13 protein-coding genes are annotated in these 14,629 nt (G+C 70.1%); all 13 read left to right on the top strand.

From position 1 onward, the window contains the following. Positions 1 to 29 precede the first annotated feature (29 nt). The 13 genes from OIC96_RS02135 to OIC96_RS02080 all read left to right on the top strand — a co-directional run bounded on the left by OIC96_RS02135 (position 30) and on the right by OIC96_RS02080 (position 14,584). Positions 30 to 554, top strand: a complete 525-nt coding sequence (locus OIC96_RS02135) for a MarR family winged helix-turn-helix transcriptional regulator (RefSeq protein WP_330309600.1) — start codon at positions 30 to 32, stop codon at positions 552 to 554. A 377-nt stretch (positions 555 to 931) separates the two neighbouring features. Then, complete coding sequence (locus OIC96_RS02130; RefSeq protein WP_330309601.1) at positions 932 to 2,455, top strand: outer membrane protein assembly factor BamB family protein; 1,524 nt, start codon at positions 932 to 934, stop codon at positions 2,453 to 2,455. 319 nt (positions 2,456 to 2,774) lie between these two features. Continuing rightward, a complete protein-coding gene (locus tag OIC96_RS02125; RefSeq protein WP_330309602.1) occupies positions 2,775 to 3,692 on the top strand; it encodes an LLM class F420-dependent oxidoreductase in 918 nt (305 codons plus the stop codon). Positions 3,693 to 3,974: 282 nt separating this feature from the next. After that, on the top strand, positions 3,975 to 4,049 hold the full coding sequence (locus OIC96_RS49775) for a putative leader peptide (protein WP_406336743.1): 75 nt from the start codon (positions 3,975 to 3,977) through the stop codon (positions 4,047 to 4,049). A 123-nt stretch (positions 4,050 to 4,172) separates the two neighbouring features. Then, positions 4,173 to 5,435 (top strand): vanadium-dependent haloperoxidase, encoded by a 1,263-nt coding sequence (locus tag OIC96_RS02120; RefSeq protein WP_330309603.1) that lies wholly within the window; start codon positions 4,173 to 4,175, stop codon positions 5,433 to 5,435. Positions 5,436 to 5,739: 304 nt separating this feature from the next. Then, on the top strand, positions 5,740 to 6,849 hold the full coding sequence (locus OIC96_RS02115; protein ID WP_330309604.1) for an LLM class flavin-dependent oxidoreductase: 1,110 nt from the start codon (positions 5,740 to 5,742) through the stop codon (positions 6,847 to 6,849). Further along, complete coding sequence (locus OIC96_RS02110; RefSeq protein WP_330309605.1) at positions 6,846 to 8,246, top strand: NtaA/DmoA family FMN-dependent monooxygenase; 1,401 nt, start codon at positions 6,846 to 6,848, stop codon at positions 8,244 to 8,246. Before OIC96_RS02115 ends, OIC96_RS02110 begins: the two co-directional genes overlap by 4 nt. A gap of 155 nt (positions 8,247 to 8,401) precedes the next feature. Then, positions 8,402 to 9,235 (top strand): DUF1684 domain-containing protein, encoded by an 834-nt coding sequence (locus OIC96_RS02105; protein WP_330309606.1) that lies wholly within the window; start codon positions 8,402 to 8,404, stop codon positions 9,233 to 9,235. Beyond that, entirely contained in the window at positions 9,232 to 10,350 is a 1,119-nt protein-coding gene (locus OIC96_RS02100; protein WP_330309607.1) for an LLM class flavin-dependent oxidoreductase, read from the top strand. The genes OIC96_RS02105 and OIC96_RS02100 overlap by 4 nt, the downstream gene beginning before the upstream one ends. A gap of 622 nt (positions 10,351 to 10,972) precedes the next feature. Beyond that, a complete protein-coding gene (locus tag OIC96_RS02095; protein ID WP_330309608.1) occupies positions 10,973 to 11,869 on the top strand; it encodes a TauD/TfdA dioxygenase family protein in 897 nt (298 codons plus the stop codon). Continuing rightward, positions 11,866 to 12,753 carry an ABC transporter permease gene (locus tag OIC96_RS02090; protein ID WP_330309609.1) on the top strand — a complete coding sequence of 296 codons (888 nt, stop codon included), beginning with the start codon at positions 11,866 to 11,868 and terminating at the stop codon, positions 12,751 to 12,753. Before OIC96_RS02095 ends, OIC96_RS02090 begins: the two co-directional genes overlap by 4 nt. Next, positions 12,750 to 13,481, top strand: a complete 732-nt coding sequence (locus OIC96_RS02085) for an ABC transporter ATP-binding protein (protein ID WP_330309610.1) — start codon at positions 12,750 to 12,752, stop codon at positions 13,479 to 13,481. The genes OIC96_RS02090 and OIC96_RS02085 overlap by 4 nt, the downstream gene beginning before the upstream one ends. 44 nt (positions 13,482 to 13,525) lie before the next feature. Beyond that, complete coding sequence (locus OIC96_RS02080) at positions 13,526 to 14,584, top strand: aliphatic sulfonate ABC transporter substrate-binding protein (RefSeq protein ID WP_330309611.1); 1,059 nt, start codon at positions 13,526 to 13,528, stop codon at positions 14,582 to 14,584. Positions 14,585 to 14,629 lie beyond the last annotated feature (45 nt).

Raw genomic sequence — 14,629 nt, 5'->3', positions numbered from 1 at the left:
TAGCTTCCTGGGAAGCTATCATGGTGTCCATGGAAGACCGGCAACCGTTGGACCGTGTAGCCCGCATCCAGGCCGACTGGCGCCGCGAACGGCCCGACCTCGACGTCACCCCGCAAGGGGTGATCGGCCGGCTGCACCGCCTGGCGGACCAGCTCACCGAAGAACTCTGCCTCGTATACGGCCGCTACGGTCTCAGTGAGGGGGAGTTCGACGTCCTGTGCGCCCTCCGCCGCGCCGGTCAGCCCTTCGAACGGGCACCGGGCGAGCTCGCCGCGCACACCATGGTCACCACCGGCGCGATGTCGAAGAGAATCGACCGCCTGGAGCGGGCCGGACTCGTCACCCGCCGCCGCTCCGACGACGACCAGCGCGGCCGGATCGTCGCCCTCACCGAGCCCGGGCGCGAGCTGATCGACCGCGCGTTCACCGACCACATGCACAACGAACGCCACCTGCTGGACCTGCTGGCCCCCGCCGAGGCCAAGACGCTCGAAACACTGCTCACGACCTGGCTCTCCCGCATGGAACATCCGCGCCCTCCCGGCGGCGAATGACCCGCACCCGTTCCGGGCGGTGACCAGTGCAGGGAGGTTCGTGCGCGGCTTCTCAGCCTGTTCCTCAACCTCGGGCTACGGCGCAACGGGCCGATCTCCGAGACGAGTTCAGCAGTCACATCCGGCGACAGGCGTTGGCCCCGGACCGGCTGTGCTGTCAGTGGCCGCGTCGGAGCGCTCCTGGACAGCCCTGTTCACCGGGCTGAGTCCACGGCACTCCCAGAAGTGGCGTACGCGCGCCCACTATTGACCACCAATGCGGACAAACGAAGCGATCGAGACAGCGACGTTGCCCCCCGCATGTACACGATCAACGAGCGGGCATAGTAGGGGGCTCCCCCAAGACCGAACTGCCTTCATCGAAAGGACTCCCGCGCGTGAGCTTCGGCCCGCCTCCTTCTCCGTACACCCAATCCGCATTGGCGGCGGACACCGACCGAAGACGGCGCCGTACGAGACTGATCGGCGCCGTGGCCGCCGTACTCGTCGTGGTGCTGTGCGCGGGCGGATGGCTCCTGATGTACAAGACCGGCGACAAGACCCCGGCAAGCGGCAAGGCGACGGCGGCTCCGCAAGCCCCCGACGAGATCAGGGAGACGGTCGAGAAGCTCCCGAGCACGCCCGAGGGCGAACTGGCCGCCGGCTGGATGGTGGAGCACCTCGAAAAGACCACGGACGTCAACCCCCGCTATACGCCGGGCACCTGGGCAACCGGCAAGATCTTCGCGAAGGGCATCGCCGACGAGGTCTTGGGCTTCAAGGTCGACCGGTACGGCGGCGACAAGGCATGGACCCTCAAGCTCGGCGGCCATATCTGCGCGACGACCAAGCATGTGACCGCGGACGGTCGCACGGCCGTCGTCGTCCAGCCCCCCAAGCCCAAGGGGTCCCCGACCGAGGGCGTCTGCGACGAGGTGGTGTTCTTCGACATCGACACCGGCAAGAAGCTCTGGCAGTCGAAGATGCCCGAGGCCGCCTCCGCGTTCGTGACGAACACGAACCTGACCATGACGCGGGGCACCGTCGCCGTGGCATGGGATCAGGGCTCGGTGGCGTACGACATGAAGGACGGCAAGCAGCTCTGGAAGAGCACGGGCGTCTCCCAGTGCGAGGACCACGGGTTCGCCGGAGGGCGCGCGCTTCTCGCCCTGGTCCGATGCGGATCCATGCCCGACGTCACGTACGAGGTGCAGAAGCTCGATCCCCGTACGGGCAAGGCCAAGTGGACGTACAAGGTCGGCAAGGGCATCACGACCGTCTATCTCCCCTCGTCCGATCCGCCGGTGCTCGCCGTCGGGGCCGGGGACACCACGGTGACCGACTTGATCACCCTCGACGCGGACGGCAAGCACAGCGCCACCATCTCCTTGCACGGCGAGAGCTACGACCCGATGTGCGGCGTCCGGTACTCCAGCACGTCGCGCTTCGGCGTGGTGGAGAACTGTGACGCGATGGTCGTGGGGCGCACCGAGATCTTCGTCGCCAGCAAGGTGGGGTCCGAGAGCGGACAGGAGGCGAACTGGATCGTGGGGTTCGATGTCGCGACGGGCAAGACGCTGCGCAAGTTCGACGGGCGCGAGGATCAGCCGATCTATCCGCTGAGGACCAGCGGCGACCAGCTCCTGGTCTACCGGGCGACTCGCGACGACATCGGCCCCTCGGCGGTGATCAGCCTGGATCCGCGTACGGGCAAGGAGACCCCGTTCCTGCTGTTCCGTCTGCCGGACGACGACAGCAGTGACCGCCAGTTCGGTGATCCGGACAAGTCGGACGTCATCGTCGAGCAGGGCCGCGTGTACTTCGCGAAGCGGGAGCTCGTCGCGGACTTCAAGTATCCGGAGGATCCGGTACGGGCCTTCCTCGGTATCGCGAGCAGCACCACGATGCGGAGCGCCAAGTAGAAGATCGATGAACCGAAGAGTCGAAAAGGGGAGGCGGTCGGGGCGGTATGCCCGCCCCGACCGCCTCCCCTTTGGTGAATCGCCGTTCCGCTACTCCGCCATGAGCCCGACACCGCAGACCGTGTCCGTGGTGGTGAGTCTGGGGTATCAGGGCGTCCTGCGGGATGCGTTGAGGCCGCCGACGAGGCGCAGCCTGCGACCAGCCGGGTGACGACTTCCCGCCGGGCGCGCTGAGTCCTTCAGCGCTGTCACGAGGCCGCCACGAGCTTGTCATGCACGAGCAGGAATGCCCGTCAGGCGGGTGCCGGTTGCCAGGTGTATGACCATAGGCGTCACGCTCGCTCTCCAGAACCGGATCGACAGTACGGTGCACCTCGCGCGAGAGGCCCGCGAGGCCGGACTGCGCTCCGCATGGTTCGGGCAGACCTTCGCGTACGACTCTCCCTCGCTTGCCGCGATAGTCGGCCGCGAGGTGCCCGGGCTGCATGTCGGGACCGCTGCGATCCCCGTCTTCGGCCGCCATCCGCTGGTCGTCCACAGCCAGGCCCAGACGGCCCAGGCCGCCACCAGTGGCCGCTATCACCTCGGGCTCGCGCTCGGCACCAAGCATCTGACCGAGGCAGGCTTCGGCATTCCGTACGAGCGCCCCATCGCCCGGCTCCGGGAGTTCCTCACCGTCCTGCGCCAACTCGTGGAGACGGGCAGCGCCGACTTCCACGGAGAACTGCTGACCGCCACCACACCGCTGCCGGCGTCGGTGCCGGGCGCCGAACCACCGGTGCCGCTGCTGGTCGCCGCCATGGCGCCGCAGGCACTGCGCGCTTCCGGTGAACTCGCGGACGGCATCCTTCCGCTCCTGGCCGGCCCGCGCGCCCTCGCCGAGCACATCGTCCCGGCCGTCACCGCGGCGGCCGAGGCGGCGGGCCGGCCGGCGCCCCGGATCGTTGCCTTCGTGCCCGGCGTGGTCACCGCGGACGTCGAGGCGGTACGGGAGACCGCGACCGGGACCCTCGCGTTCTACGAGCAGTTTCCGTCCTACCAGCGGGTCATCGGGCTTTCCGGCGGCACCCGGGCCGCGGACCTGGCCGTCATCGGCGACGAGGAGACCGTCGCGGCCGAGGTGCGCCGGTACCGCGAGGCCGGGGCGACGGAGGTGGTGTTCACCGCGACGGACCTGGGTGGTGAGGCGGACCGACGCCGTACCTGGAAGCTGCTCGGAGAGCTGGCGAACGGCTGAGGCGCCCTGGACCGGGGCGGGTTGAGGTCTCTTCCGGTCGGCATCAGGGCGCGAAGGCGGGACGAGACCTATGGAGAACGCCGAGCTGGGCAAAGCGACCACACGACGTTCGGTAACGCGGTCCTCCTGCCTCTGCCGGCCGGGGCTGTCGTGCAGCCATCGGGTCCGCGCCACCTGTCCGGGTGACGGGCGCATGGCGGTGATGCGAAGACGTCGTTGCAATGCGGAGTGACCAACAGCCGCCCGTTGACCGGGAATTGGGCCGTGGATAGCGTCACCGGCATGCGGTTCTCTCGGTGGTTCACTCGGCGGCGCGCCGTCGATCTGATGCGTGTGGCCACCGCGCTGTGTAGCTGACTCCTCACCACACCGCCGCCGCTCCTACGCCGCCCCGCCGCTCGCATCGGTTCCCTTGGTGTGCGTGCGCGCCTGTGCGTGCCCGGAAACAGCAGTCACCCGCACGTCCACGAAGGAGTACTCGTGAACCCGCTCAGAACCCGCCGTTCCGCTCTTGTGACGCTGGGCTCGGCCGCCCTGCTGGCAGCCTCCGTGCCCGTCCCGACCCCCACGCCCGCCGTGGCGGACGAACGGCGGCCGCGCCCGTCCGTCGCGCTCGACTGGTACGACACGACGGCCGCGACCGTCGCGGCCGGCGGTGCCACGACCCAGATCACCAACAACCGGACCTGGGCCATCAGTTGGCTCGCGGCGGCCCGCGCCGTCCGTGAGCTGCCGCCCGGCGTCGACCGGAGCGACTTCCAGGACGCGGCCCTGGCGTCCGCCGTGCACGACTCCCTGGTGGCCCTGGTCCCGTCCCGCGCCCAGGAACTGGATGCCGCGCTGCTTGCGACGCTGGCCGGTGTTCCCGACGGACCGGCCAAGTCGCGGGGCGTGGCGGCCGGGGCCCGCCAGGCACGGCTGGTCCGGGCCTCGCGCGAGGGTGACGGCCTTGACCCGGCGTCGGTGAACGCGGCGTTCACCGTGCCGCCGGCGGCGCCCGGCGTGTGGCAGCCGACCCCGCCCGCCTACGCCCCGGCCGCGCAGTACGGGAACAGGATCGCCAGGCCCTTCCTGCTGAACGGCCCCGACCAGTACCGGCTGCCCGCGCCGCCCGCCCTGGACTCCGCGCGCTACCGTGCCGACCTGGCCGAGGTCCGCGCGTACGGGGCCGTGGACAGCACCATACGTACGCAGCGGCAGACCGAGACCGCCGTCTTCTGGTTCGGCTCGTCGCTGACGCTCTACACCGAGCCGCTGCGGGTCGCCCTCGCCCGGTCATCGCGGTCCACCGCGGGTCAGGCCGGCCTGGTGGCACTGTTCCACGTCGCCCTGGTGGACACGCAGATCGCCACCTCCGACAGCAAGTACGCCTACCTGCGCTGGCGCCCGGTCACCGCGATCCGCACCGGCACGATCGACCCCGACTCCGAGTGGACGCCACTGCACGTCACGCCGGCGCACCCGGACTACCCCAGCGGCCACAACACGTACGCGGGGTCGGCGGAGACGGTCCTCACGGCGCTCACCGGGCCTCGTACGGCCCCCTTCGATCTCACCAGCCCCACCGCTCCCGGAGTGACCCGCACCTACACGGCCTGGAGCCAGCTGTCCCAGGACAACCTGGATGCCCGTGTGTACTCCGGTATCCACACCCGCTCGGCCGACGAGGCCGGCCTCGTCCTCGGGAAGCGGGTCGCGGCGCACACCCTGCACCATGCGGCACGCCTGTTCGACACGCTGTGAGCGAGGCCGCTGCCGACGGGGGTGGCGGGCCCGCCGTGGCGGCTGCTGTATGCGCGTACATCTAATGGTCTTGACATCTTCCAGGGCCGGCGGCGTAGGTTGAAGCGATAAGTCCCGGACGGGTGGAGGCCCCGATGCGCGTACGTGGCGCCGCACCGCACGGTGCCGGCACGGGTACGTGGCTGATCATCCGGCGGCACGTCGACTACTGCCGCACCGCCTCCGCCGTCTGTCCTTCCGCACATCTCTGACCCCTGTCGGCCCGTCGGGCCGGCCGTCTCGTTGTGCCCTCGGAAGGAACCCCATGTCCGGCCCCGCCCTGCGGCTCGCCGTCGAACTCGACGGTGACGGCGCCCACCCCGCGGCCTGGCGCCGCGCCGCCCACTCGCCCGACCACCTGCTGACCCCGCGCCGAGTGGCCCGCGTCGCCGCCGCCGCGGAGAATGCCGGGTTCACCCTGCTCACCCTGGAGGACGGCGCACTCCCGCCCGGCGCCACGCCCGACGTGGTCGGCCGCATCGGCGCGGTGGAGCGGGCCGCTTTCCTCGCCTCGTCGACGAGCGTCATCGGCATCGCGCCGGTCGTCCCGGTCACCTATGCCGAACCGTTCCACATCTCCAGCCAGTTGGCGTCCCTGGACCACATCTCGATCGGGCGTGCCGGATGGGCGGTGAGTGAGGAGGCACGTCCCGAGGCGGCCCGGGCCTGGGACCGCCCCCGCGTCGACGGCGCCGCCGCCCGCGTACGCGAGTCCCGCGACGGCGTGGAGGTCGTCCGCGCCCTGTGGGACTCCTGGGAGGACGACGCGGTCATCCGCTCCGTGGCCACCAGCCGCTACCTCGACCGCGACCGGCTCCACTACGTCGACTTCACCGGCGACACCTACGCCGTGAAGGGCCCGGCGATCGTGCCGCGTTCGCCCCAGGGCCAACTCGTCGTGCTCGGCCGCCCCGACCTCGTGCCCGCCGAGCAACTGGACGTCGCCCTCGTCGAGGGCCGCGACGTCGCCGCGGTCACTGCGGCCGCGGCCGCCGCCGGAACTCCGCGTACCTTCGCCGAGGTCGAGGTCGCCCTCGACACCGTGGCCGCCACGGCCGACGAACGCGTCGCCGACCTCGAACGGCACACACCCTGGACCGACCGCGGACGGCTGCGCCACATCGGCTCCGCCGCCGGACTCGCCGCGCTCCTTGGGGAGTTGAGAGGCGTTGTGGATGGAGTGCGCCTGCACCCGCTGGTGCTCGACGAGGACCTGCCCGAGCTGTCCCGGCTCGTCCTGCCCCACCTCTTCGAGCGGCGCCACGCAGTCCGCCCGCTGCCCGGCGCGTCCCTGCGCACCCACCTGGGCCTTGAGCGGCCCGCCAACCGCTACGCCGCCGGTGCGGCGTTCGAGGCGCTTGAGGAGACCCGATGACCCGCACCGACCCCCTCGACGTCCCCCGCCCGGACGCCCAGCTCCACTTCGGCGTCTTCTTCCAGGGCGTCAACCACTGGACCATCTGGTCCGACCCGGCCAGCGGCTCCCAGATCGACCCCGCCAACTTCCGGCGCGTCGCCCAGACCGCCGAACGGGGCCTGTTCGACGCGTTCTTCCTGGGGGAGGGGCTGCGGCTGCGCGAGGTCGACGGACAGATCCACGACCTCGACGTCGCCGGACGGCCGGACGCCATCACCCAGCTCGCCGCACTGGCCGCCGTCACCGACCGGATCGGCCTGGTCAGCACCTCCAACACCACCTTCAACGAACCCGCCGACCTCGCCCGCCGTCTGTCCGGTCTCGACCTGCTCTCCGAGGGCCGCGCCGGGTGGAACGTGGTGACGACCGACAACGCCTGGACCGGCGCCAACTTCCGCCGCGGCGGTTACCTCGACCACGCCGACCGCTACCGGCGTGCCGAGGAGTTCCTCACCGTAGCCCGCGCGATCTGGGACGGCTGGGAGAACGGGGCCGTCTCCGGCTCCCCGGGCGCCCCAGCCTGGGCGGCACCCGGCGCCGTACGCCAAGTCCGCCACAAGGGGCCGCAGTTCGACGTCGATCTCGCGCCCACGCTGCCGCGCAGCGTCCAAGGCCACCCGGTGATCTTCCAGGCCGGGGACTCCGGCGACGGCCGGGACTTCGCCGCCCGCAACGCCGACGTCATCTTCTCCGCGCACGGCAGCGACTTCGACGACGCGCTCGCCTTCGCCGACGACCTCCGGTACCGCCTGCGGGCCGTCGGCCGGCCCGACGACGACCTGCGGATCCTCCCGGGTACGGAGATCATCATCGGGGCCACGGAGGAGGAGGCCCTGGAGAAGAAGCACTGGATCCGCCTCCAACAGGTCACCCCGGCAACCGCGTTGGGCATCGCCGGACTCCTGTGGGGCCTGGACCTCTCCGATCGCGACGCCGACGGGCCGCTGCCCAAGGAGGATCCGGTCGTCGCCGAGAACGACGGTTCCTTCGGCGCACGGCGTATCACCGACCCGCGCAAGGTGGTCGCCGAGTGGCGGGAGAAGGCCGAGACGCACCGGTGGTCGCTGCGCGAGACCGTCATCGCGCTCGGTCCCCAGCGCGGCCACGTCGGCACTCCGGCGGGACTGGCGGACAAGTTCGCCCACTTCGTCCGGCACGGCGCCGTCGACGGCTTCAACGTCACGCCGTATCTGATCCCCGACGGCCTCGACGACATCGTCGACCTGCTCGTCCCCGCACTGCAGGAACGCGGTGTCTACCGCACCGAGTACACGGGTACGACGCTGCGCGAGCACCTGGGCCTGCGGGAACCCCTCACCCACCGATCCACGACCGACCGGCGACAGGCCGGCTGACCGCGCCTCCTCCGCGACGTTGGCCCACCCCCTCGGGGTGGGCCGGTTCCACTCGCTGTTCACCAACCCCGGCCACGCCTACATCCGCGAGCCGCTCGCGGCGATCCCAGCCAGCAGCTATCAGGACGTACGCCGGCCCACGACAAGGAGCACACGTGACCGTTCAAGATGCCCAGGCGGACCTTCAGGCCTTCACTCACGACTGGCAGGAGTGGCATCGCGGGCAGGAAGCACGCATAGGCGACCCGCACGGGTTCCTGGCGATCACCCACCTGCACTGGCTCAGCGACCAGCCGCAACGCTTCCCGGACGCTCCGGGCGTCTGGTCGGCCGACGCCGACGGGATCACCGTAGTCCTCGACGACGGCGAGGAACTGGTCGTCGACGGAACCCCCGTTCAGGGTGAGCACCGCTTCGGGGTGCTCCCGGAGCGCGGCAGTGTCAGCGCGGTCTGGGGCGACGCCGTGATCGAGGTGGCCAAGCGCGGCGGGCACGACATCGTCCGCCCCCGGCACCCGAACGCACCGCTGCGCACCGCCTTCACCGGAACGCCCGCCTACGCACCCCACCCTCGCTGGGCCGTGACCGGCCGCTACGTGGCCTTCGCCGAGCCGCGCCCCACGACCGTGGGCGCCGCAGTCGAGGGACTGGAGCACGTGTACGACGCGCCGGGCCGGGTCGAGTTCGAGCTGGCGGGGCAGGCGCTGGCACTCACCGCGTTCCCCGGGCACGCTCCGGGCAGTCTGAACGTGCTGTTCACCGACGCGACCTCCGGGGTCACCACCTACGCGGCCAACCGGGTCCTCGTGCTGGCTCCACCGGCCGCGGACGGCACCGTCGAACTGGACTTCAACCGCGCGGCGAACCTGCCATGCGCCTACACCGATCTGGCCACCTGCCCACTGCCGCCGGCGGAGAACCGGCTGCCCGTGTCGATCGAGGCCGGGGAGAAGATCCCCCACGAGCGGAGCGCGCGGAGCGAGTCATGAGCATCCCCACACACAGCAGCACCCCCACGATCAGCTCATTGGCCTTCCTCACCCCGGGCAACTTCGCCGACGACGACCCGTACACCGGTCTGGAAGAGACGCTGCAGCTGTTCGAGTACGGCGAACGGCTCGGCTTCGACGGCGCCTGGATACGGCAGCGCCATCTCGAACACGGTGTCGGCTCGGCCGCGGTGTTCCTTGCCGCGGCCGGCCAGCGCACCGAGCGGGTCGAGCTGGGGACCGCGGTCATCCCGATCGGCTACGAGAGCCCGTTCCGGCTGGCCGAGGACCTGGCGTTGGCCGACGTGCTGTCCCGAGGCAGACTGCAGGTCGGGTTCAGCACCGGCATGCCGCACGCCGAGCTGCTCGGCGATCTCGTGTACGACGGTGACTGGCGCAGCTTCGACCTCTCCTACGGCAGGGTCGCCCGCGTCATCGACAACCTGCGCGGCGACTATCTCGGGGAACCGGACACGGTGATCCAGTCGCCGGGCAACACCCAGCGGCCGCGGCTGCAACCGCACAACCCCGGACTGGTGGACCGCACTTGGTACGGGGGAAGCCGCCTGCGCTCGACCCGGTGGGCCGCCGAGCACGGCCTCAACCTGCTGAGCGGCAACATCGTCACCGGCGAAGGCACCGACGACTTCACCACGGCCCAGCTCACCCTGATCTCCGAGTACCGGCGCGCCATCTCCGACGGCCGGCCGGCGCGGGTGGCGCTCGGACGGGTGATCGTGCCGTTCGACAGTGCCGACGCGACCACCCGGGCCCGCTACCGGGACTACGCGGCCGGCCGGCACCGGCGCACCCTGGCACCGCAGGGCGACAAGCGGATCCTGTTCGCCCCGGACGTGGTGGGGACCGCGGAGCAGATCCTGGAGCAACTGGCCGCGGATCCCGTGGTCTCGGCCGTGTCGGAGCTGCGCCTGGAGTTGCCGTACGAGTTCCATCGGGCCGACTACGAGCAGATCCTGCACGATGTCCGGCACTTGATCGCGCCCGAGCTCGGCTGGCGACCGGCCGCGGAGACCGCCTCCGCGGACAGTCCGGACGGCCGGTCCGAAGCCACTGGTTCGGCGCGGGGCACGGGACCGGCAGCCGTCCCGGCATGACCGGAGAGGTGGGGGGCAAGACCACGCCCGTCCGGTTGCTGTTGCGGATGACGGGTGCCCAGGCAGAGGTGAGGGCTGCCCTTGCCGAAGGTGACGTCATGGTTGTTCTGGGATCAGGGAGGGGTTTCCGGCGGATCCGCAGGGGCGAAGAAGCTCCACGTGTCCGCAATGCAAGACCTGTTCCGGAACTTCTTGACCGAAGTGGTGGACGTCTGCTGAACTCCCGTTCCATGACCCCGCGCGTTGATTTGACTCGACGGCGCCACATCGACCTGGCGCACGTCTCCAGCGCGTTCTGTTGTCGCTGACCCGGAAAGCGGCCCGCACGGCGGTGCCTGCCCGGAACGTCGTACCCGCCGCCTGACCGCCTCCCTTCTTCCGGCTTCTCACTCCGTCTTCCCTCTCTGTTCAGGGGAGAAGTGCGCAGGCCGGCGAAGCGATGTGCCGTCAGCCAATGGCCTGTTGTGGTAGCGGTGCGGACTCGGCGAATTTTCCGTCGTACGACCTCCGCCCCGCGGCTCGCCCTGTATCCGGCTCTTCTCGCGTAGTCGTCGGTCCCTCGCATCGTGACGGGACCGACCACTGACTTCGTCGCGCCCAAATCCTCGAGAGGGATCCCCTCATGTCTCCATCCATCCGCAAACTCACGGGCCGCATCGGCGCGGTCGTCGAGGGCGTCGACTTCACGGCGCCGCCCGACGCCTCGACGATCACGACGCTCCGCGATGCCCTCAACGAGCACAAGGCGATCGTGTTCGACCGCGTGCGCCTCGACAACGCCGGCCAGGAGCGCGTGGCCGGCTGGTTCGGCGAGCTCACGACCGCCCACCCGAACGTGCCGGCCGCCGACGGTACGACGAACGTACTCGCCGTCGACAGTGAGTCGTCCAAGTCGAACGTGTGGCACACGGATGTCACCTTCGTGGTCAACCCGCCGCAGCTCACGACGCTCCGGTCCCTCGTGACCACGCCGTACGGCGGCGAGACGCTCATCGCGAACGCGGCCGCGGCCTACCGCGACCTGCCCGAGCCGCTCCGCGCTCTCGCGGACTCGCTGCGCGTCGTCCACACCAACCAGTACGACTACGCGCGCACTTCGGCCACGACGGCGCTGCGCGAGGAGTACGACCGGGCCTTCGTGTCGACGCCGTACGAGGCGGAGCACCCGGTGGTGCGGGTGCATCCGCTGACGGGTGAACGCGGGCTGTTCATCGGTGGGTTCGCCAAGCGGATCGTGGGGCTGTCGAGCAGCGAGTCGGCTGATCTGCTGCGCATCTTCCAGTCGTACGTGACGCGTCCGGAGAACATCCTGCGCTGGACCTGGTCCCCCGGCCAGCTGCTGGTCTTCGACAACCGGATCACCCAGCACTACGCGGTCGACAACTACGACGATCACCCGCGTCGCCTCAACCGGGTGACGGTCGCGGGAGACGTTCCGGTCGGGGTGGACGGGCGTCGCAGCGAGCAACTCGTCGGTGACGCCTCGCACTACAGCAGTGTGCTGGAGGTGGCGGCATGACCGAGATCAGCTTCAAGGTGCGAGCCGTCGGGGCGGCGGCCGAGACGGCGAGCGTGCGGGGGCGCGAGGTCTTCCTGCCGCGCGACGCCCGCCGACGGACGCTGTTCAGCACGCTCCGCGAGCGCCTGCGCTGGCCGCTGGGGATCTACACGACTCCCGTCGTGATCCTCATCGCCTGGGAGCTCCTCGCCAGGGCCGGAGTGCTGGCGAAGACCTACGCTCCGGCACCGACCTCCATCGTGAAGTCCGCCGTCGACCTGTGGCAACAAGGCGTACTCGGACCGGACTTGGCCATCTCGCTGCAACGAGCCGGCATCGGTCTCTCGCTCGGTCTGACGGTGGGCATCCTCACCGGGGTGCTCGGCGGGCTGCTGCGCAGCGGTGAGTATCTGTTCAACGGCGTCGTGCAGATCTTCAACACGATCCCGCTGCTGGCCGTGCTGCCACTGATGATCGTGTGGTTCGGCATCGACGAGCTCACGAAGGTGCTGCTGATCTCGTTCGGTGCCGGCGTCCCGATGTATCTCAACCTGTTCGCCGCGATCCGCGGAGTCGACCAGCGGCTGATCGAGATGGCGCGCACGACAGGCGCGGGCACCTGGCGCCTGGTCACGCGGGTGCTGGTGCCCGGCGCCCTGCCGGGGTTCCTGGTCGGCCTCCGGTTCTCCCTCGCGTACAGCGTCCTGGGCCTCGTCGCCGCCGAGACGGTCAACGCCGACAAGGGACTTGGCTTTCTCATCACTCAAGGGCAGACCTACCTCCAGACCAACCAGGTCTTCGTGGGGCTGGTGATCTACTCGCTGCTCGGTCTGCTCGCCGACCAGCTCGTCCGGGTTCTCGAGCGGGTGCTGCTGCGGTGGCGTCCCAGTTATGAGGCGGCATGAGTACGACGGTTGAGACGCGGCCCCGCCGGCAGGCCGGGGCGGTCGTGGAGAAGGTGGTCCGTCAGTTCGGTGACCGGGTCGTCCTCGACCACCTGGAACTGACCATCGCCGACGAGGAGTTGGTGGTCCTGCTGGGCCCCTCCGGCTGCGGCAAGAGCACACTCCTGCGACTGCTCGCCGGTCTTGACCGTCCCGACGGAGGGCGGGTGGAGGTCCCGGCGAAGCGCGCCATCGTGTTCCAGGCGGACCGTCTGCTGCCGTGGCAGCGGGTTCTGCGCAACGTCACCCTCGGCCTGCACGGAGCCGACGCTGAGCAGCGAGCCCTCGACGTGCTCGCCGAGGTCGGCCTCGCGGGCCGCGAGAAGGCATGGCCCAAGGAACTCTCCGGCGGCGAGGCCCAGCGGGTGTCGTTGGCGCGGGCGCTCGTCTCGGAGCCCGAACTCGTGCTGCTCGACGAGCCGTTCGCCGCGCTGGACGCGATCACACGGCTGCGCATGCACGACCTCGTGCGGGCTCTGCGGAGCAAACACCACGCGGCCATGCTGCTCGTCACCCACGACGTCGACGAGGCGATCGCGCTGGCGGATCGCATCGTCGTCATGAGCAACGGACGCATCGGCACGTCGCACCTCGTCGGGCTCTCGCCCGCCGGCCGCGAGGCGAGCCTCGCCCGTGAGGAGCTCCGCTCCGCCCTCCTGGGAGACCTCGGTCTCGCCAACCAGCACTGATCTCTCCCACCCACAGCACAGAAGGCACGTGAGAACTCATGTCCATGTCCCTGCCCGGAAGAACGTCCCGACTCGCCGCCGCCGTCGGCCTGCTCGCACTGGGAAGCACCCTCGTCGCCTGCGCGTCGACGTCGGAGGCCGCCGCGCCGCTGAGCAGTGCCGGTGGATCGAGCGCCGACAGTCACCCCGAGTGGAAGAAGTACACCTTCACCATCGGTGACAACGGCGGTGACGGCAGCCAGGAGCTGGCGAAGATCACCGGCGTGTTCGACAACGCGCCCTACAAGGTGAAGTTCGCCCGGTTCACCTACGGCCCCCCGCTGGTGCAGGCGGCCGCGTCGGGTGACATCGACCTGGGCAGCGTCGGCGACGTACCACCGATCACCGGCGCCGCGAAGGAGTACGGCTTCAAGGTCGTCGCCGTCAACCGTTCACTCAGGCCCACCCAGGCGAACGAGAACATCATCGTGCCGAAGGGCTCGACGCTGAAGACGCTCGCGGACCTCAAGGGCAAGAAGCTCGCTGTCCCGCAGGGCAGTTCGGCCCATGGTCTGGCCCTGAACGCGCTCAAGAGCGTCGGCCTCACCCCCAAGGACGTGAAGCTGGTCTTCCTCGACCCGGCGGCCGGCGCCACCGCGTTCAACACCGGCAAGGTGGACGCCTGGTCGATCTGGAACCCCCAGTCGGCGATCGCGGTCAAGAACGGTGCGCGGATCCTGGCGAAGGGCCTCCCGCCCATCGACCAGACGAGCAGCTACTACGTCGCGACCGACAAGTCGCTGAACGACAAGACGAAGCGGGCCGCCCTCACGGACGTCCTGAAGCGGCTGGCCCACGAGTTCGCCTGGGCCATCAAGCACGAGGACAAGTACGCGCAGGCGATCTCCAAGGAGGAAGGCATCCCCCTGGCCGACGCCAAGGCCTCCCTCAAGACCTTCGAGACCCGGGTGACCCAGGTGGAGAAGTCGGACATCGCGGCCGAGCAGAAGCTCGCCGACGCCTTCCTGGAGGCGGGCCAGATCACCAAGAAGGTCGACGTCTCGTCGATCACCGACAACCTCCTCCCGGCCGGCTACGACAGCTCGAAGCTCAAGGTCGGCTGAGCCGTGTCGTCCACCTCACCACGGACTCAGCGACTCAGCACGGAA

The organism is Streptomyces sp. NBC_00775, from assembly GCF_036347135.1.
GTDB classification, from domain to species: Bacteria; Actinomycetota; Actinomycetes; order Streptomycetales; family Streptomycetaceae; genus Streptomyces; species Streptomyces lutosisoli.
Note: the sequence above shows the minus strand (reverse complement) of the source record. Positions and strands in the feature narration are given on the sequence as shown.

Excerpts from the sequence above, each read along its gene's own strand:
- OIC96_RS02100 (WP_330309607.1), top strand. The coding sequence starts at position 9,232 with ATGAGCATCCCCACACACAGCAGCACCCCCACGATCAGCTCATTGGCC.
- OIC96_RS02090 (WP_330309609.1), top strand. The coding sequence starts at position 11,866 with ATGACCGAGATCAGCTTCAAGGTGCGAGCCGTCGGGGCGGCGGCCGAG.
- OIC96_RS02080 (WP_330309611.1), top strand. The coding sequence starts at position 13,526 with ATGTCCCTGCCCGGAAGAACGTCCCGACTCGCCGCCGCCGTCGGCCTG.
- OIC96_RS02110 (WP_330309605.1), top strand. The coding sequence starts at position 6,846 with ATGACCCGCACCGACCCCCTCGACGTCCCCCGCCCGGACGCCCAGCTC.
- OIC96_RS02125 (WP_330309602.1), top strand. The coding sequence starts at position 2,775 with ATGACCATAGGCGTCACGCTCGCTCTCCAGAACCGGATCGACAGTACG.
- OIC96_RS02095 (WP_330309608.1), top strand. The coding sequence starts at position 10,973 with ATGTCTCCATCCATCCGCAAACTCACGGGCCGCATCGGCGCGGTCGTC.
- OIC96_RS02135 (WP_330309600.1), top strand. The coding sequence starts at position 30 with ATGGAAGACCGGCAACCGTTGGACCGTGTAGCCCGCATCCAGGCCGAC.
- OIC96_RS02085 (WP_330309610.1), top strand. The coding sequence starts at position 12,750 with ATGAGTACGACGGTTGAGACGCGGCCCCGCCGGCAGGCCGGGGCGGTC.
- OIC96_RS02115 (WP_330309604.1), top strand. The coding sequence starts at position 5,740 with ATGTCCGGCCCCGCCCTGCGGCTCGCCGTCGAACTCGACGGTGACGGC.